We start from the raw sequence: 17,064 nt of genomic DNA, 5'->3' as shown, positions 1-17,064 counted from the left end.
CAAAGGTCAGGCACGATGGATCACACGGTGGAAACCCGCTCTCAATGCCTTCGCGATCACGTTCGCGGATCGTTGGCCCGGATCAGAAACCTACTGATGAAAACGGCCGAAACACCGTTAACGAGATAGTCCCACCGTCACTGCCATGATGTGGGTATCTGAACTGCTGTGAGCCTTGGGGTGGCTGGTCTGGGGCGGTTGCGGTGGTGGCGTGAGGCGTATCCTGATGGCCTCCATTTACTTGACGCGGCGTCGTCCCAGTGTGAGTGTGAGGAAGTCAGAGGTTCACCAAGCACAACCATTGGAGACTCGCCATGAAGGCTGTCGTCTATCAGGGGCCCAGAGATGTCGTGGTCACAGATGTTCCGGACGCGAAGATCGAACGTCCCACCGATGTGCTGGTCAAGATGACAACGACCAATATCTGCGGCTCGGACCTGCACATGTATGAGGGCCGGACCTCCTTCGAGCAGGGCCGCACGTTCGGCCACGAGAACATGGGGGAGGTGGTGGAGGTCGGTCAGGGCGTGGAGAAGGTCAAGGTGGGCGACCGGGTCGTGCTGCCTTTCAACATCTCGTGCGGGTTCTGCAAGAACTGCGAGCGCGGTCTCACGAATTACTGCCTGACCACGCAGCCTGACCCGTCGGCCGCCGGTGCGGCATACGGATTTGCAGACATGGGCTCGTACGGCGGAGGCCAAGCGGAGCTGCTCCGGGTCCCCTTCGGCGACCACAACGCGCTGCGCCTGGGTGAGGATGCGCAGGAGAAGGAGAACGACTACGTCATGCTCTCCGACATCTTCCCCACCGGTTACCACGCCACCGAGATGGCCGGCGTGATCCCGGGCGACAGCGTCGTGATCGCCGGGGCCGGACCGGTGGGGCTGATGGCTGCCCTGTCCGCGACGATCAAGGGGGCTGCGAAGGTCATGGTTGTCGATCGCCACCCCGACCGGCTCGCGCTGGCCGAGCAGATCGGAGCAATCGCCATCGACGACTCCAAGACCGACCCGGTGCAGGCGGTGCTGGACGAGACGATGGGGCTCGGAGCCGACCGTGGCTGCGAGTGCGTGGGCTATCAGGCCCATGATCCTCAGGGCAACGAAGACACGGCTGCCACCTTGAACATGCTCATCAACGCGGTGCGCTTCACCGGCGGGATCGGCACCGTCGGCGTGTTCGTCCCCCAGGATCCAGGCGCCAAGGACGACTTGGCCAAGCAGGGCAAGGCGGCCATCGACTTCGGCACCCACTGGTTCAAGGGGCAGACCATGGGCAACGGTCAGTGCCCGGTCAAGAAGTACAACCGTCGGCTCCGGGACCTCATCGCGGCTGACAAGGCGAAGCCGTCCTGGATCGTCTCCCACGAGATCTCGCTGGAAGAGGCCGCCGACGCCTACAGGAACTTCGACGCCAGGTCCGAGGGCTGGACCAAGGTTGTCATCAAGCCAGGTATGTCCAGCGGAAAGAAGGCGAACTGACGTGGCAGCAGATCTGCACGGCAGGAGAGTCGCGATCCTCGCCGCGGACGGGGTCGAACGCGTCGAGCTCGAGCAACCCCGCGAGGCACTGGACCGGGCCGGAGCCCGGACAGAGGTCCTCTCGGTCGGCGAAGGCGAGATCCAGGCCCGCGATAACGACCTGGATCCGGCGGGGACGTTCAGCGTCGACGGGCTGGTGGCCGAGGCCTCGGTGGCCGACTACGACGCCTTGGTGCTTCCGGGCGGGACGGTGAACCCCGACAAGCTCCGGGTCGACCAAGACTCTGTCGCCTTCGTCCGCGACTTCGTCGAGAGCGGTAAGCCAGTGGCGGCGATCTGTCACGGGCCTTGGACGTTGATCGAGGCCGGTGTGGTCACTGGTCGCACCCTGACGTCCTTCCCGAGCATCCGCACGGACCTGCGCAACGCCGGCGCCGACGTCGTTGACCAGGACGTGGTGGTCGACAAGAATCTCATCACAAGCCGCTCGCCCGATGATCTGTCGGCGTTCTGCGACGCGATCGTGTCCCAAATCGCGGGCACTTCGGTACAGGAAGAGGTGTCGTCATGAGTGTGACAAAGGGACTGCTGGTCAGGTTCGACGCGTTGCCCGGGAAGGAGGACGAGGTGAGGGACTTCCTTGACAGCGGCCGTGGGCTTGTCGAGGGAGAGCAGGCCACCACCGCGTGGTTCGCGATCCGCCTCGGGCCGACCTCGTTCGGGATCTTCGACGTCTTTCCGGACGACGCCGGACGTGACGCTCACCTGTCCGGACCCGTGGCGGTAGCGCTCGGCGAAAACGCCGGCACGTTGTTCTCCGAACCCACGATCGAGAAGCTCGACGTCCTGGCTTCCAAGCTCCCCGCCTGACACCACGGATTCGGGGCACGAGACTCGAGCGGAGGGGTCGCTGCGCGGCGTCATGGGCTGACACAGCCCGCCCTTGGCGCGGCAGCGGCCCCTTCTCTGGGGCTTGTTGTCCGCGTACACCCTGATATGTCGGTGTGGGGACAGGATCACGTGTAGGTCGGTGTTCGGCGTTCCGAAGGTGTTTGCTGAGGTGGGTGGGCCACCCTGGGAGTCGTCTTCCGACAAGTTGACGATTTGCGCGGCTTCGCACTGCACGAATTGTCGGTAGCACACCTCACCGTTAGCTAGCGCGTCTGCAGTGGCAGATCCAGGTTCGGGCAGGTAGGTGACCAGGCTCAGGGCTGCAGCGGGATCGAGGGGCAACGACTCGTACGGCATGTCCAGATCGCCGACGATCGGGTGGCGCACCTTTTTGATGCCGGTGTTGTGGACCCGCACGTCGTGCGCGGCCCACCGCACCCGGAACTCGTCACTGCGCGTGCTTAGCTCGCCGATGAGGTCGGACAGGGCTCGGTCGTGGGGGTCGCGGCCGGCTTCGGCACGCAGCAGTGCCACGGTGTCGTCGGCGACTGCGGCCCATTCACGAAAGAAGGTGCGCGCGCCGGGATCGAGGAAGATGCTTCGGGCGTTGTTGGGCCGGGGATCGTCGTGATGCAGGGGCTGCATGAGGGCATACCCGAGAGCGTTCTGATCTGGACTGATGTTCTCGAAGTAGCCGGCGTAGAAGTTGCCGGCATTGTTCACCAGGACGTCGATGCGACCGAATCGCTCCACCGCTGACTCCGCCGCGGCGCGAGCGGCGTCAGGGTCGGTGACATCGAGCGCCACCGTGTGAAGGTTGTCGTGGGCACCGACTGCATCGAGGACTCGCTGCGGGTCGCGCCCGGTCGCGACGACCTGATGCCCGGCCTCCAACGCTGCTCGGGCGATGCGAATACCCAATCCGCGGCTTGCGCCGGTGACAAACCAGACGTTGTTGCTCTCTGTCATTGTGTAGTGCTCCTTGAATGCGTCCGAGGCAGCGATGCCAAGGTACGGGATCTCTGTGTGGTGATTTCGAGTCAACGCTCTTCACCCCATCGCGGGGAGTCCCCAGCGAGAGGGTCACTGTCGGTGACCCTCTCGAGAACACGAAACAACATCTGTAGCGAGGGCCCTGGACAGCGAGAGCAATCCGGTAAGGCTCGCGGCGGTCCCGTAGCCGTTGCGGCGAGGACGCCACCGGCCACCCGATGCACGTGAACAAGGACGCGCAGCCCATCGAGTGAAACCGCAGCCCCAATGTAGAGCGGCTGACTTCATTGCTGCGGGGACACGTTACATTTCGTCACTGGTGACGAAATGCATTGCCGCACAAACGTTTACGCCGGTAATAGATATTACGTTAAGTTGGGGTGGTTGATTCTGTCGAGTACGTCGAATTCGAGTCCGTCGGCTTGTGCGATGTAGATGTCTTGGTTTATTTGGTTGCCGGTGAGGGTGGTTCGTCCGCGGGGGGATTCGAATACTCGGTCGTGTGGGGGGTCGTTGGGTGGGGTTTGTAGGGCGGCGAGGAGCATGATTGCTTCGTAGCAGGATTCGCCGATGCTGTTGAGTCGGGGGGAGCGGTCGCCGTAGGTGTTTTGGTAGGTGGTGGCGAAGTCGAGGGCTTGGCTGGTGAGGAGGGTGTCGAAGTAGCCGGCGCTGGCGTAGAGGTTGTGGTTGCTGTTTGAGTCGGCGGCCAGGAGGACGTTTTCTTCGATGATGGGGCTGAATCTGGCTATGTCGCTGGTAAGTCCGGCGTTGGTGAATGCTCGGCTAAAGGACACTGCGTCTTGGCCGACGAGGAGCATGATGACTCCGTCGGGTGGGTTGGTTGTTAGTTCGTGGACGACGGTGTCGTAGTTGTCTGTTCCGAGGGGTACGTACTTTTCGCCGGTGATGGTGAGGTTGTTGGTTCGGGTGTATCGGTGGACGTACTGGGCGGTGTTGCGGGGCCAGATGTAGTCGTTTCCGACGATGGCCCAGCGTTGAAGTCCCATTTCGGTGTGTAGCCAGTGCAGGGCGGGTCCGATTTGCATGGCGGGACTTTCTCCTGCGTAGACCACGTGCGGGTTTAGTGTCCCTCCTTCGTGGAGCGCTGCGTAGACGTAGGGGATGCGGCTTGCGGTTGTGCGTGCTACCTCGGCGCGTACGGCGGAGATGTGCCATCCGGTGATGGCGTCGATGGAGCCTTGTGTGATGAGGGTGTCGACGTGGTGGGCTACCTGGGGCGGGGTGAGGCCTCCGTCGATGGGTACTAGTTCGACTGGTCGTGAGCGTATTCCATCGGTTGCGTTGAGTCTGTCGACGGCGAGTTGGCCGCAGGATTGGCAGGAGGGGCCGTAGATGCCGGCCGGTCCTGATTGGGGGTAGATGTAGCCGATGCGATATGACTGGCCTGCGCGGTTGGGTCTCGAATGTGTCGATCCTCGGGTACGTTCAACAGGAGGGTGGTTCATATGCGATCAGCCTCGGCAGTTGTTGGTTCGGACCAATATCGGGGGAGGGGCGACGTGAGTTCGGCGGTCAAGATCACCTCTGATCCTAGTTTGTTGCTGTTGCTTGCACAGTGTGAGCGGGCGCTTTTTGCGGCGCTGCGGTCCACCAGCGACGCCGAGGGTGTCTCGCCTGAGCAGTGGCGCATCGTGGGGGCGCTGCGGGACCACGAAGTTCTGCCTATGACCGAGCTGGCGCAGATCGCGGCGCTGCCGGCGGCGTCGTTGACGAGAAATCTAGACCGGTTGGTGTCGTCGGGGGCCGTTGTTCGCCAGATCGATCCCTTCGACCGGCGCAAGGTGGTGGCACTGTTGACCAAACCTGGCGCTGAGCTCGCGGCCCGTCTGCACTTGGCCGAAGCCCGCCTTCTCGCGCAGCTCCCGCAGGCAGACACCCGGGCGGTCAGGGCCCTGGCCGAGTTGCTCGCGTCAACGGTGTCCGCGTCCATCAAGTAGTACTTCCCAGCTCCTGATCGTTGCGTCTGCAAGGCCGGCTGCCTTGGCATGCCTGCAGTGCGGTAGCTGACTGCTGACCTCTGTGCGGCGGATGCGAAACACAGTGTTTACCTCGTTCGTACCTTTCGGCAATCCAGGCTATGCAATGATTCCATCTGGTACTACTTCACATGGAAGCAGTCGGGCGGCTGAGGGTTGTGCCGCCGCGTCGGAGTGTGTGTTGTTCGGAGCCTAAGGGTTTCGGATGATGCGCCTGGTCGAAAGTGAGCTTAGGTATGCGCCATGGAGATATTTCGTCGAGCCCAGACACTGTGGGTGTGGCGGTGGTCAATTACAAGATGCCTCGGCTTCACACCGGGGCCGAGGTGTTGGAGAACGCCAACAAGATCGCTGAGATGGTTCGCGGTATCAAGCAGGGGATCCCTGGCATGGATCTCATTGTCTTCCCGGAGTATTCCACTCAGGGAATCATGTACGACACAGACGAGATGTACGAGACCGCGGCGTCGATTCCGGGCCCCGAGACCCAGGTCTTCGCCCAGGCCTGCCGCGATGCCAAGACCTGGGGAGTGTTTTCGCTGACCGGTGAGCAGCACGAAGACCATCCCCACAAGCCGCCCTACAACACTCTCATTCTCATGAATGATCAGGGTGAGATCGTGCAGAAGTACCGAAAGGTGCTGCCATGGACTCCTATCGAGCCGTGGTATCCGGGGTCGGGCACGTATGTGTGCGACGGTCCGAAGGGAATGAAGGTCTCGCTGATTGTCTGCGATGACGGCAACTATCCCGAGATCTGGCGTGACTGCGCCATGAAGGGGGCAGAGCTCATCGTCCGGGGGCAGGGGTACATGTACCCCGCTGCCGACCAGACCGTGATGATGGCCAAGGCAATGGCCTGGGCCAACAACGTCTACGTGGCGGTCGCCAACGCTGCCGGCTTCGATGGGGTCTACACCTACTTCGGGCACTCGGCGGTCATCGGTTTCGATGGCCGGACTCTCGGAGAGACCGGTGCCGAAGAGTACGGAATCCAGTATGCCCAGTTGTCTATCAACGAGATCCGCGACGCTCGTAAGAACGATCAGTCGCAGAACCATCTGTTCAAACTGCTGCACCGCGGATACACCGGCGTTCACGCCGCCGGCGACGGCGACAAAGGGATCGCCGACTGTCCTTTCGACTTCTATAAGACCTGGGTGACTGATGCGCAGAAGGCGCAGGAGAACGTCGAAGCCTTCACCCGGGACACCATCGGGGTCGCCGATTGCCCCGTGGGCGACCTGCCGGTGGAGAAGGTTCAGGAAGTCTGAGACTGCCGTGACCACCACACCCGGATCCGAGATTCGCCAGTCCGAGGACCCCCTTGCTGCCCACCTGGCGGCAACGGTGATCGGGCAACACGGTGCGGTCGATGCGGTGAGCCGTGCGGTGCGTATCGCACGCGCTGGCCTGGGCCACCACGACCGGCCTTTGTCGGTGCTGTTGTTCGCCGGCCCGACCGGTGTGGGCAAGACCTCGATGGTGCGGGCGCTGGCGGGCGCACTACGCGCAGGACCCGAAGACTTCTGCCGGATCGACATGAGCGCGTTGGCTCAAGAGCACTATGCTGCGTCGTTTTCCGGTGCGCCCCCGGGATATTCCGGAAGCAAGGAGTCGACGACTCTTTTCGACAAGAGCAGAATCGAGGGCGATCCGTACACGCCGGGGATCGTGCTCTTCGATGAGGTTGAGAAAGCGCATCCGGTCGTGATCAGGGCCTTGCTCCATGTGCTCGACACCGGTGTGCTGCGGCTCAGTTCGGGGACCGGGACCATCGGATTCCGGAACTGTCACGTCATCTTGACTACCAACCTGGGAAGCCGCCGATCGGTGGTGCGTCGACCGTGGTGGAGTTTTCGCTCGCCCGATGATGCCATCGGGAAGGCGATCGAGAGCTTCTTCGACCCGGAGTTCCTTAATCGGATTGACGAGGTCGTCAGGTTTGCGGCGATCGACCGCGGCGTCGCGCATCAGATCATTGATCTCGAGCTTGGCCGCATCACCCAGGTGCTCGCTAGAGGGTACGTGCACATTGATTTCGACGACAGCCTCGTTGGTCACCTCGTCGAGCAGGGCTTCGATCCGCGGTATGGCGCACGCGCGTTGCGCAGATCGATACGCCGCCACCTACTGCCGGCGATCGCCGATGCCGTGGACGCGATTGCCGCGACACGACGCGACCCCGCCGCTCTACATGTGGTGGTCGACAGCGGACAGACCATCGCATGCCGTCCATCACACTCCTGCTCCCCGACGACAGTGGGGCCGGAGCAGACCGCCGAAGAATTTTTGGTTACACCAATGGAAGGAAAATAATGTCTACCTCTGGACACGATCACGGCCACTCCCACGATGCTTGCGACAGTGAGTCTCTGGGACTGACCACCGATCTCTCCCGGATTGAAGCACTGGTGGGTCAGGGAGTCCACCGCATCGGTGATCACGAGGGTCCTTTTTCTCTTCACGTGCTGGGGATCGGGAAGACCGGCGCCAACGTCATCGAGAGCATGATCAGATCGCATTCGGCCGGGGGTGTAGCGGCCGGCACGGATGTCGCCTTTGATTCCCTGGCCATCGACATCGGAGAGGCCGAACTGAGCTCGGTCACCGAGGCGCTGGCCGCTGCCCCGGACCGCGTCAGCGGACAGACGGTGAACATTCCCGCCCTGGACAACGCCACGTTGTTCAGCGGGTTGCGCCGGTACCGGGAGTTCCTCAAGACCGAGTACCCCCGGTATTATTGGAACCCCAACTACGAGCCCTGGTTGCCGAACGACCTCGACATCCCCGCAGCCGGTTCACATTTCCCGCGAGCGGTGTCCAAAGCTTTGTACGGTGTCGACTATTACACCGGCGGGGATGTCGCGGTAGCTCTGGATGGGTTCGCGGACAAGGTCCTCGAGAGCGAAGACACCCCGATCGTGTGCGTGGTGTTCTCGCTCGCCGGCGGCACCGGCAGCGGCATCGTCGTGGAGCTCGCTCGTCACCTGTCCAATATCCGACTGGGCCGACGGGCTCTGGTGTTGGGCATCGGGGTCCTGCCGTCCGACGGCGATCCGGTCGAGCTCAGTGACGGCCGCACCTTCATCACGATCAACGAACTCGACTGCATGGTCGACGCCGACAAGAACAAGGGCGTCATGACGGTGTGGGGCGATCTGTACAAGAACCCTTTCACGGCAGGCTTTTTCGCTGTTCCGCAGAACGCTGTATACGAGGAGACTGGCAGCGTCGAGCACACTCACGCCCGGATCGATCAAGGTTTGAGCGATTTTGTGCTCCGCGATGGCGGCGTACACCTGTATGAGTCCATCAAAGCGCTCAACTGGCTCAACGTCCCGGCCAACGCCTGGCACCCGGCGACCCGCGGCGACCAGACCGACAAGTGGATCAGCCTGCTCAGCGTCGGCGCCTCTGCGGGCACCCTGCTCAGCGCCCAGGAGCTGACCGACACGGTGGTGCCCGAGTTCGCGGAGGTCCGTCTCTTCGGGGCGCAGGCCGACGATTCTGCAGCATCGGAGGCCGCGCAGGGTGTGACCTCTGTCGTCTCGACTCTTGTCGGTCCGACCGGACTCGGATTCGCCACCTCCGGACCGGAGTCGGTGAGTCTGTACATTCCGCGACTGAGCAAGCTAGATCTGAAGTCCTTCGTCCCAAGCCGCGTGGCCTACGACAGCCTGGAATGGGAACAGAAGCTGATGCGCCACTCCTGGCTGCTGGATCTGGGTGTGCTGCTCTGTGAACCCTCGACACGGTTCGAAGGTGTCGGCGGTGAATGCCTGCTCGGATGCGCGTGCTGGGTCGTTGTCCCGCACGCGGCGATTCGCGGCGAACTCGATCTCGTGGCCGGCTGACAGATGGCCAGACTGGACGGCGACAAGCTCGACTGGGACATGATCGTCGCCAAATACGGGGACGGAGCCGAAGTCGACTCGTTGCCGGGAGGGGCGAAGATCTCAGTCAGCGGCGTCGACGACGAGTACATCCACGTCACACATCGACTGTGGAAAGCCTCCCTCACCCGCTCGAACCTGGAGCGGGCGATCGACATGGTCAACGCCGGCACCATGACCCGCGTCGCCAACGAGTTCATCGACCAATACCGCACCACCATCGCCGACGAGCGTCCGACGGTGACCGCCACCGTCCTCAAAGACCTCGGCTACCTGGACTAGAGAGAAAGCGAGACACACCATGGCATTTTCGATGTACCACAGCGCCACCGGTAAACAATCCCCGCACTGCATCAACATCGTCGGCATCGGAAAGGCAGGCGCGCAGCTCATCGACGCGTTCTTGCGCACCGGCGAGATCGAAGACCTTCTGGAAGATCCCCGAGCTCGATTCACCGCCTTGGCGGTGGACATCGGCGAAGGCGACATGCGCCAGCTGCGGCAGTACGCAGACTCCTTCCACTCACGCCTGGAGGAACGAGGCATTCCCGCCGAGCGCGCGCAAATACGCACGGTCAGCCTGGATGTTCCCACCGCCGACGAACTAGCTGAGACCGTCAACCGGTTCCCCCAGTTCCTCGGCCGGGAGTTCCCGCGCTTTGACTGGAATGGCCCTGCGCCCGAGACCTTCTCGTGGCTGCCGTCCACGGCGAACCTACCCACAGGTGAGAAGAACTACGTCGCCCAGCTCGAGGTTCCCTCTGCCGATGAGCACATCCCGCGTTCACTGGCCAAGGCCATCTACGGCCGGGCGTACTACGACGGGGACCGCCCGCTCTACAAGGAGATTCGCGACTTCGCGGACAGCATCGACAAGACGGGCCTGCCGTCTATGGTCTTGGTCGCGTTCGGCATCGGCGGCGGCACCGGCAGCGGCATGGTCGTGGACCTGGCCCGGCACTTGACCAACGGAGCCCTGGGCCGCCGCGTCCCGGTGATCGGCGCCGGTTTCCTGCCGTGCTCAGGCGATCCGCAATATCAGAGCGGCGCATCGGTATACACCACGCTCAATGAAATCGATTGCATGCTCGACGAGCGAAAGAACGACAAGATCACCGCGATCTGGGGTGACATGTACAAAAACCCCTTCAACGGTGGATTCCTGGCCCTGCCCCAGGAACAGTCGTGGGAACGGTTGTTCCGGTACACGACGATCAAAAAGGGTGTCCTGCCCGAGGTTCGCCACCAACAGGCCCTGCATGTCACGAACAAGTTCGTCGATGACTCGTTCGCCCGGTATGTGGTTCATGACTACGGCAGGGAGATCTTCCGTGTCCTTCGCGCGGGAGGCTTCACCGGGGCGCCGCACGAACGCATCAGCTTCGGTCCCCGGAACTTCACGATCTTCAACGTCGCCAAGTTGATGCACCCCGGCGTAGAGGTGTTGCCGGGCGAGCCGATGAGCAAGTGGCGGGCCGCGATCAGCGACTGGATCGGCTATATGCCCAAATGGATGGGTCTGCGGGAAGGATTCAAGACCGAATACATGGAAGCACATACCTATTCGGCACGGACCAAGTGGAATCCCACGCTCCAGCGCACACTCGAGGAAACCCTGGGCCAATACCTCCTTCCCGGCGAAGACGGATTCTTGCGGACCTCCGACCACGAGTTCTTCGACGAGCTGACCCTGTACACCAACATCATCATCCCGGGTGTTGCTAAAGCCGACCTCACCGCGTTCGCCGAGGCGAAGAAACTCTACGACGCCGTACCGACAGCCGAACGCATTGAACTGTCGTCCTGGTTGCTGGAACTGGGAATCGTTCTCTCCGAGCCCTCCGACCAGTTCGAAGGGGTCATGGGACAAGCGTTGCCCGGATCGCCAGGGTGGAATACCCGACTCACCATCGAAGAATTCGGCAACGCCGACGCTGACCTGCCCGCGACAGCGGTCGACTACACCACCGAGGTCATGACCGAGGTTGTCAAGACGGTGGTTCCCACACCCTGACCTACCTACCTGCCTACCTACCTACCTACCTGCCGGTCGGTCGAGTTGCCAACGCCCGATGGCGATGGCAACTCGGCCCGCCGTTCCATCCGCGGCACCACCAATGATCGACCCCGATCTTTGTGAAGACACACAACCTAGGAGATATCACGATGAGCACGGCTGCTGAACGTGGCGTATTGCCACAGACTTTGACCCAGGGGCTGACACTGGATACCCCGACGGTGTCGGCCATCAACGTGGCACTGATGCTGACCATGACCACTGTCCTGGCGCTATTGGCCTACTACTTCCTGGGCTATGACCAGGGGGCGGTATCGGTGTTCGGTAGCGATACCCACGTGCACGAGTTCGTCCACGATTCGCGTCACTTCCTCGGCTTCCCCTGCCACTGAACAGGAACCAACACCATGGAATACAAGTTCATTCGCAGCGGCCTGCTCGCAGGACTGCTGGCAGGGGTCGCCGCCTACATCTTCGCCCGCATCGTCCTCGAACCCTTGGTGAGGAAGGGAATCGATTATGAGGAGGCGCGTTCGCACGCCGAGTCGGCGATTACCGGTGAGCACGCGCACGAACATGAGGTGTTCACCCGGTCGGTCCAGGAGAACATCGGTGCGGGGGTCGGTTCGATTGTCTTCGGGCTGGTCATGGGCGCCCTGTTCGCCGTTGCGTTCACCGTAATGTGGGCTTACCTCGGCCGCCGACACCGAGGAGCCGACCCGCGGTTGGCGGCCGCACTGCTGGCAGCGGCAGGATTCGTCGCGGTGTACCTCGTGCCCTTCGCTGCCTATCCTGCGAATCCGCCTGGTGTGGGAAACGACGAGACGATCGGGGAGCGCACCGGGGCGTATCTTACGATCACCCTGCTCTCGGTCGGGTTCGCCATCGCTGCAGCGGTGATCGGATTGTGGCTGGTGGGCAAACTCGGTGGGCTCCTGGCCGCGATCAGCGCCGGCGCGTTCTATGTGGTCGCGGTGGCAATCTCTATCGCGGTGCTGCCGTCCTACAACGACGTACCCACAGCACTCACTGACGGCGACGAGATTCTCTTTGATGGATTCCCTGCCGCCACCCTGGCTGATTTCCGGTTCTACTCCGTCATCAACCAAGTGGTCCTCTGGACGGTCCTGGGAATCGTGTTCACGCTCGCACTCACACGAATCGCACGACGCGCCAGCATCAGCACCCCGGAGTCGGCGTTGGTCAGCTAACCAGCTCACGCCAATACCCCTGGTGGGGGAAGTCCAGTCGAGCGACAGGCGCCCCCACCAGGCTTCGGGCGTTTGTCTCGATCCCGACTATTTCAGGTGGCGGCCCCCGTCGACCAAGTCATTCCAACGGCAGGCGAACACCGCTCCTGTGTCGACCGTCCAGTCCATCGAAGGGAATTCCCGTGCCGCATGAAGGGTGCGACTTCAAGCAAGAACAGTTCCAACACTGGCTCGATCGTGTCCGCGACACTCATGACGCTGTTCGGTTCACCGTCGGCCACCGCCTACACGGGGACTGGGAGCGCGCCGAGGCCGTATCCATCGAGGTAATCGTCAGGATGCTCACCAAACCCAAAGTGTTTCGCTACCAGGGATTACCCTACTCGGGGCGCATCGGATCCGTCGCAGAATCAATCCTCGCCGCACCTGCTACAGACACGCCGCCAGAGCTACCGGACTGGCTCACACTCACCAGCTACCTCGAGCAGATGTCCCCACAACTGCGGCCGGTGCTCGTCGGAGCGTTCGTCGACGGACTCGACGACGAACACATCAGCGCCGAAGTCGGACTACCCACCGCGATCGTCCTCACGATGCGCAAAGAAGTCGAAAAGTACCTGGCCCAGTCAGCAGACGCCGGCACATAGTCGAACCCGACGACGGAAGTATAGAGTACGTGATTCGTCACGGGTGACGAAAGGCACCAGGTCGTCAACCGCGTACAAGTTCGCGGTACGTTTCGTCACTGGTTACGAAATATATTGCAGCGCAATTGGTTACGCCGATAATGTACCTTATGTAAGGTAGAAGTCGGAAAGTCCTGTAAGAGTGGCATATTCGCATACCACTATTGATAACATTATGTCCGTGAGTAGATCCCGAGCCGACAAGAACCGCGCCCGCAAAGCACGGCTCGCCGCCGACCGCCGGTGTCGTTGACTGGTACCCATGCGGTGTCGCGTCGTGTGGTGGGTGGGTTTGAAAGTTACTGCGTCACGCCGTCTTCGGGTGGTTCGAGAGTGTCGGTGCTGTACCTGTTTGGTGGTGGCTTTGTGGGCGGGATCGGGGTGGGGCATTGGTGGTTGATTGGTCGGGTGGCTGATGTTGTTGGTCGGGTGGAGGTTCCGCTGTATGGGTTGGCACCGGATTTTCATCATGATGACGCGTTGTCTTTTCTTGTGGCTGTCTATGACAGGCTGATGACTGAGCGCCCGGGTGTGCCGGTGGTGGTGATGGCCGATTCGTCCGGTGGCGCTCTGGCTGTGTTATTGACTCAGGCTGTTCGCGGTCGTGGGATGGCTGCGCCGATCCGGTTGATCTTGTTGTGTCCGTGGCTGGATTTGTCGTTGAGCAATCCTGGTATCGGTCGGGTCGCGCGGCGCGATCCGTGGCTGTCGCGGGGGGGCGCTGGGAAGGGCGGCACGGGCGTGGGCACCTGACACGGACTTGACCGACCCGTCGGTGAGCCCGCTGTACGGGGATCTGAGTGGGTTGCCGCCGACGGCGGTGTACATCGGTACCCGCGACCTGCTCTACCCCGATGTCGTGCGGTTTCATCGGCAGGCGACCGCTGCTGGCTCGAGCGTCGAGGTGCAGGTCTGCCCGTCAGGTCTGCATTTGTATCCGCTGACCCCGACTCCCGAGGGCCGGGCAGCCACCGACGCCATCGTCGATTCCTTGCGGTCGCAATAGCCGTCTGCCCATTGCGGGGATGCGGACCAGGTCAACGCGGGCGCGCTGGTGGGTGGTTATCTGCGGGTGCGGTGGAGCCACACGTGGTCGGGGTTGGGGCGTATGGGGCGGCGCCGGAGGCGATTGAGGGTCGGTGAGCTGTCGATGCGCTGGGCGCAGATTTCGAGGTGGCGGATCAGCCACGCCCGGCGGGTGTGCACGGCGATCTGGTGGGCGCCGAGGTAGTCGGTGATCTCGTCGCTGAAGGCGGTTTTGAACTGGCCGACGCCGTGGCGTGGGTGCTCAGCGTCGCCTATGGTTGCCGTTGACGGTGTCCCGTCGAGGTCGTAGCGTATGCATCCTTGTTCGCGGGCCCAGCTCATGATGTCCCATTGCAGGGCGTAGGCGGCTCGACTCTCGCCCAGCCCGCACAGGGTGGGGTCTCCTGGATGTTTGCGGATCGAACCGGCCCCCAGATAGAGAGCGGTGGTGCCCAGGATCGCCACGAAGGCGCCGACGACGACTTCGCCGTGGTGCCGGGCGAGGAACAGTTGCCCGTGCCCGGTCGCTTCGTGTCGCTGAAATACCGCGGTGGTGCTGGCCAGGGTGGGGATTTTGAATCGGCCGCCGCTGGTCGCGTCGAGCATCTCGTAGAGCACCCGGCAGTTGTCGTCGGTGGCCGCGACACGGTCGACGATGACGCCTTCGCGCTCGGCCCGCCGAATTGATTTGCGTGCCCGCTTCTTGAAGCGTGACAACACGTCCTGTTGCGTGCCGCTCAGGTCCACGATGACGGTGCTGTCATCGAGCCAGGTCGGCACCCGCACCAACCCGTGGGCGCGCAGCATGTCGGCATCGTCGGGGTTGGCTTTGAGTTGGGTGCGGACCCGCACCGCACTCACCCGCCCGTGGTGTGCGGCGAACTGTGCGACCGCCTGAGCAGACCGGATCAACTCGTGAACGTCAAGGACGGGAGGCCCGAACAACACCCACAACGCGCCGGCCAGTGGCACTGCGACCTCAAAGGCGGTCACTGCGTGGCCGTCGACGATCAGGTACACCGGCGTTGCTCCCTGCAGCACCATGGAGTCGATGTTGGCGCGGCCCCGATACACGGTCCCCTCATCGGGACTGCGCACGATCAGTTCATCCCACCGGTCGATCTCGCTACTGGTCGCGAACCGCACACTGATGGGGTGACCGCTGTGAGACGCGGCGGCCGTGTGCGTGTGCTCGCGACGAGCGAGGCTGGGCCGCGGTATAGCCGTCATTGGGCGCTCCGGGTCGACCCGGCGGTGCGCGCGCGGCTGTATCGCCGTGTCATCGAGTCCCGTTTGGGTGGATGGACGTTCACCAGCGATAAGTCGCCCCCGTAATGGGCCAGCACGCGCCGGTCCATGACCGCCCGCCATAGGGGTGGTACGACAGCGAGCACGACCATCAGAGCGTACCCGGCGGGAAACTGCGGCGCTTGCTCGCAGCTGCGTAACACCTGGTAGCGGCGGCCGGGTCGAGCGTGGTGGTCGGAATGGCGCTGCAGGTTGAGCAGTACGACGTTGCTGAACATGTGGTCGCCGTTCCAACTGTGCTCGGGTCGCACTTTCCCCAGCTGGCCATCAGCCCCGGGTACCCGCAGCAGCCCGTAATGCTCGATGTAATTGACCGCTTCGAGGACGAGCATCCCGATGACCGCCTGCACCGCAAACCACGGCGCCACCTGCCACCCGAACGCGACGATGATGGCCACCACAATGAGCACACTGATTAACCACGATTGCACGATGGTGTTGCGCCAGTGCCAAAACCGGTGCCCTCGGCGGTGCAGGCGGGCAGATTCCAGGCGGACGCCAGAGATAACACCCCCGAGAAGCGCTCGCGGATAAAACGCCCACAACGACTCACCGAGACGAGCGCTCGCCGGGTCCTGCGCGGTGGCGACCTTGAGATGGTGCCCGACATTATGTTCCACGAAGAAATGGCCGTACCACGAGGGCGCCAACGCCATTTTCGCCAGCGCTTGCTCACCCATCCCGCGTTTGTGGCCCAACTCGTGTGCGGCGTTGATACCGATCGCCGCGCTCATCCCCATCGTGATGCATAAACCCACCCGCTCTCCGGTGGTCATGGGTACAGAGGCCAGGCACCAGAACCCGAAGAACAGACCGGCGTACTGAACAGGAACAAACAAATACGTGCACCAGCGGTAATACTTATCGGCCGATAACGCGCGCACTGCTTCCTCGGGCGGTCCACGCCGATCCGGACCCCCCAGCACATCCAACAAGGGAACCAGCACCAGCAACAGATATCCGCCGAATCCCCACAGCACCCCAGAGACATGCCCAGCAAGCAGCCAGGCCACGACAGGACCGGCCGGAACCAGAAGACTTAACGGCCACAAATACCGCTTGGGGTCCTTCCAGCGCACGCCGACCGCATCGGGATCTGCACCATCGCTTCGCGCCGGCTTCCGCGCGACCACCCCACCACCGAGATCATCGTTCTGCCCACCGCTCACTGCGGCTCCCTTTCACCAACCCGGTCACGCCATCGCTTCCTGCGTGCCGGAAAACAACCAAAAATTGGGGGTATCGCGCGGCCCGCATTTTTCAGACCGCCGCCTTGTGGATCGCATAAAGAACATCAGGGCAATAGTCGATAACGTTACATAACGACCTGCACCTTTTCTTATTAGCAGCCCTAACTGGCCCCGGCCTCGCGACATAAGTCCGCTGACGAACAATTCTGCAACCAGATTCCATTTACGAATGAGCTGGCGAGCACCGCTGGGCGGTGACCGAGTTGCAGGAACTGAGGTGGGCCCTTCGTAGTGGTCCAGTTGTTGTGCGACTCTGTTGCCCGAGTGTTTGGGCAGGAAGAATCGACGACGACATGGCAGGTAGCAAG

Annotated in this window: 18 protein-coding genes and 1 pseudogene; 14 read left to right on the top strand and 5 right to left on the bottom strand. The window is 62.5% G+C overall.

What is annotated here, in order from left to right; genetic code table 11:
• The first annotated feature begins 314 nt into the window (after window positions 1-314).
• Genes DFR67_RS29840 through DFR67_RS29830 form a run of 3 tightly spaced genes read left to right on the top strand, consistent with a single transcriptional unit; the run spans window position 315 to window position 2,351 of the window.
• Window positions 315-1,481, top strand: coding sequence for a glutathione-independent formaldehyde dehydrogenase (locus tag DFR67_RS29840; protein WP_110473074.1), 1,167 nt, complete (start codon window positions 315-317; stop codon window positions 1,479-1,481).
• 1 nt (window position 1,482) lies between these two features.
• Window positions 1,483-2,052 (top strand): type 1 glutamine amidotransferase domain-containing protein, encoded by a 570-nt coding sequence (locus tag DFR67_RS29835; protein ID WP_110473073.1) that lies wholly within the window; start codon window positions 1,483-1,485, stop codon window positions 2,050-2,052.
• Entirely contained in the window at window positions 2,049-2,351 is a 303-nt protein-coding gene (locus DFR67_RS29830) for a putative quinol monooxygenase (protein WP_110473072.1), read from the top strand. Before DFR67_RS29835 ends, DFR67_RS29830 begins: the two co-directional genes overlap by 4 nt.
• Window positions 2,352-2,696: 345 nt before the next feature.
• Here the strand turns inward: DFR67_RS29830 and DFR67_RS31335 are convergent.
• Together DFR67_RS31335 and DFR67_RS29820 are read right to left on the bottom strand one after the other, a co-directional pair.
• Window positions 2,697-3,341 (bottom strand): annotated as a pseudogene (locus tag DFR67_RS31335) (SDR family NAD(P)-dependent oxidoreductase); the annotation flags it as partial.
• 389 nt (window positions 3,342-3,730) lie between these two features.
• Window positions 3,731-4,831, bottom strand: coding sequence for a substrate-binding domain-containing protein (locus tag DFR67_RS29820; protein WP_110473071.1), 1,101 nt, complete (start codon window positions 4,829-4,831; stop codon window positions 3,731-3,733).
• Between the two features lie 54 nt (window positions 4,832-4,885).
• Here DFR67_RS29820 and DFR67_RS29815 point away from each other — a divergent pair, with 54 nt between their 5' ends.
• The 11 genes from DFR67_RS29815 to DFR67_RS31440 all read left to right on the top strand — a co-directional run bounded on the left by DFR67_RS29815 (window position 4,886) and on the right by DFR67_RS31440 (window position 14,178).
• Window positions 4,886-5,323, top strand: a complete 438-nt coding sequence (locus DFR67_RS29815; RefSeq protein ID WP_158540080.1) for a MarR family winged helix-turn-helix transcriptional regulator — start codon at window positions 4,886-4,888, stop codon at window positions 5,321-5,323.
• 275 nt (window positions 5,324-5,598) lie between these two features.
• A complete protein-coding gene (locus tag DFR67_RS29810; protein ID WP_110473070.1) occupies window positions 5,599-6,636 on the top strand; it encodes an aliphatic amidase in 1,038 nt (345 codons plus the stop codon).
• Window positions 6,637-6,643: 7 nt separating this feature from the next.
• A complete protein-coding gene (locus tag DFR67_RS29805; protein ID WP_245938249.1) occupies window positions 6,644-7,681 on the top strand; it encodes an AAA family ATPase in 1,038 nt (345 codons plus the stop codon).
• Window positions 7,681-9,219 (top strand): FtsZ/tubulin family protein, encoded by a 1,539-nt coding sequence (locus DFR67_RS29800; protein WP_110473068.1) that lies wholly within the window; start codon window positions 7,681-7,683, stop codon window positions 9,217-9,219. Before DFR67_RS29805 ends, DFR67_RS29800 begins: the two co-directional genes overlap by 1 nt.
• Window positions 9,220-9,222: 3 nt before the next feature.
• On the top strand, window positions 9,223-9,540 hold the full coding sequence (locus DFR67_RS29795) for a hypothetical protein (protein WP_084890958.1): 318 nt from the start codon (window positions 9,223-9,225) through the stop codon (window positions 9,538-9,540).
• 19 nt (window positions 9,541-9,559) lie between these two features.
• On the top strand, window positions 9,560-11,272 hold the full coding sequence (locus DFR67_RS29790; protein WP_110473067.1) for a hypothetical protein: 1,713 nt from the start codon (window positions 9,560-9,562) through the stop codon (window positions 11,270-11,272).
• 146 nt (window positions 11,273-11,418) lie between these two features.
• Entirely contained in the window at window positions 11,419-11,667 is a 249-nt protein-coding gene (locus DFR67_RS29785) for a CbtB domain-containing protein (RefSeq protein ID WP_425451364.1), read from the top strand.
• A gap of 15 nt (window positions 11,668-11,682) precedes the next feature.
• Window positions 11,683-12,486 carry a CbtA family protein gene (locus DFR67_RS29780; protein ID WP_110473066.1) on the top strand — a complete coding sequence of 268 codons (804 nt, stop codon included), beginning with the start codon at window positions 11,683-11,685 and terminating at the stop codon, window positions 12,484-12,486.
• Window positions 12,487-12,668: 182 nt separating this feature from the next.
• Window positions 12,669-13,133 (top strand): RNA polymerase sigma factor, encoded by a 465-nt coding sequence (locus DFR67_RS29775; protein ID WP_084890952.1) that lies wholly within the window; start codon window positions 12,669-12,671, stop codon window positions 13,131-13,133.
• 372 nt (window positions 13,134-13,505) lie between these two features.
• Window positions 13,506-13,925 carry an alpha/beta hydrolase gene (locus DFR67_RS31445; protein ID WP_158540079.1) on the top strand — a complete coding sequence of 140 codons (420 nt, stop codon included), beginning with the start codon at window positions 13,506-13,508 and terminating at the stop codon, window positions 13,923-13,925.
• A gap of 22 nt (window positions 13,926-13,947) precedes the next feature.
• Window positions 13,948-14,178, top strand: coding sequence for an alpha/beta hydrolase (locus DFR67_RS31440; protein WP_281268394.1), 231 nt, complete (start codon window positions 13,948-13,950; stop codon window positions 14,176-14,178).
• Between the two features lie 56 nt (window positions 14,179-14,234).
• Here DFR67_RS31440 and DFR67_RS29760 read toward each other — a convergent pair whose 3' ends face one another.
• From DFR67_RS29760 to DFR67_RS31005, 3 genes are all read right to left on the bottom strand, one after another.
• The gene (locus DFR67_RS29760) at window positions 14,235-15,428 is read right to left on the bottom strand and encodes a lipid II:glycine glycyltransferase FemX (RefSeq protein ID WP_110473063.1); all 1,194 of its coding nucleotides are present in this window, start codon (window positions 15,426-15,428) and stop codon (window positions 14,235-14,237) included.
• Window positions 15,425-16,675, bottom strand: coding sequence for an alkane 1-monooxygenase (locus tag DFR67_RS29755; RefSeq protein ID WP_245938247.1), 1,251 nt, complete (start codon window positions 16,673-16,675; stop codon window positions 15,425-15,427). The genes DFR67_RS29760 and DFR67_RS29755 overlap by 4 nt, the downstream gene beginning before the upstream one ends.
• A gap of 24 nt (window positions 16,676-16,699) precedes the next feature.
• Window positions 16,700-17,064 (bottom strand): hypothetical protein (locus DFR67_RS31005; protein WP_211325201.1); only part of this gene is annotated, 365 nt, incomplete at its 5' end.

Source organism: Williamsia limnetica (genome assembly GCF_003217475.1).
GTDB lineage: Bacteria > Actinomycetota > Actinomycetes > Mycobacteriales > Mycobacteriaceae > Williamsia > Williamsia limnetica.
This window is presented reverse-complemented; position numbering and strand designations above follow the sequence as displayed.

Excerpts from the sequence above, each read along its gene's own strand:
- DFR67_RS29780 (WP_110473066.1), top strand. The coding sequence starts at position 11,683 with ATGGAATACAAGTTCATTCGCAGCGGCCTGCTCGCAGGACTGCTGGCA.
- DFR67_RS29840 (WP_110473074.1), top strand. The coding sequence starts at position 315 with ATGAAGGCTGTCGTCTATCAGGGGCCCAGAGATGTCGTGGTCACAGAT.
- DFR67_RS29795 (WP_084890958.1), top strand. The coding sequence starts at position 9,223 with ATGGCCAGACTGGACGGCGACAAGCTCGACTGGGACATGATCGTCGCC.
- DFR67_RS29830 (WP_110473072.1), top strand. The coding sequence starts at position 2,049 with ATGAGTGTGACAAAGGGACTGCTGGTCAGGTTCGACGCGTTGCCCGGG.
- DFR67_RS29790 (WP_110473067.1), top strand. The coding sequence starts at position 9,560 with ATGGCATTTTCGATGTACCACAGCGCCACCGGTAAACAATCCCCGCAC.
- DFR67_RS29760 (WP_110473063.1), bottom strand. The coding sequence starts at position 15,428 with ATGACGGCTATACCGCGGCCCAGCCTCGCTCGTCGCGAGCACACGCAC.
- DFR67_RS29820 (WP_110473071.1), bottom strand. The coding sequence starts at position 4,831 with ATGAACCACCCTCCTGTTGAACGTACCCGAGGATCGACACATTCGAGA.
- DFR67_RS29810 (WP_110473070.1), top strand. The coding sequence starts at position 5,599 with ATGCGCCATGGAGATATTTCGTCGAGCCCAGACACTGTGGGTGTGGCG.
- DFR67_RS29800 (WP_110473068.1), top strand. The coding sequence starts at position 7,681 with ATGTCTACCTCTGGACACGATCACGGCCACTCCCACGATGCTTGCGAC.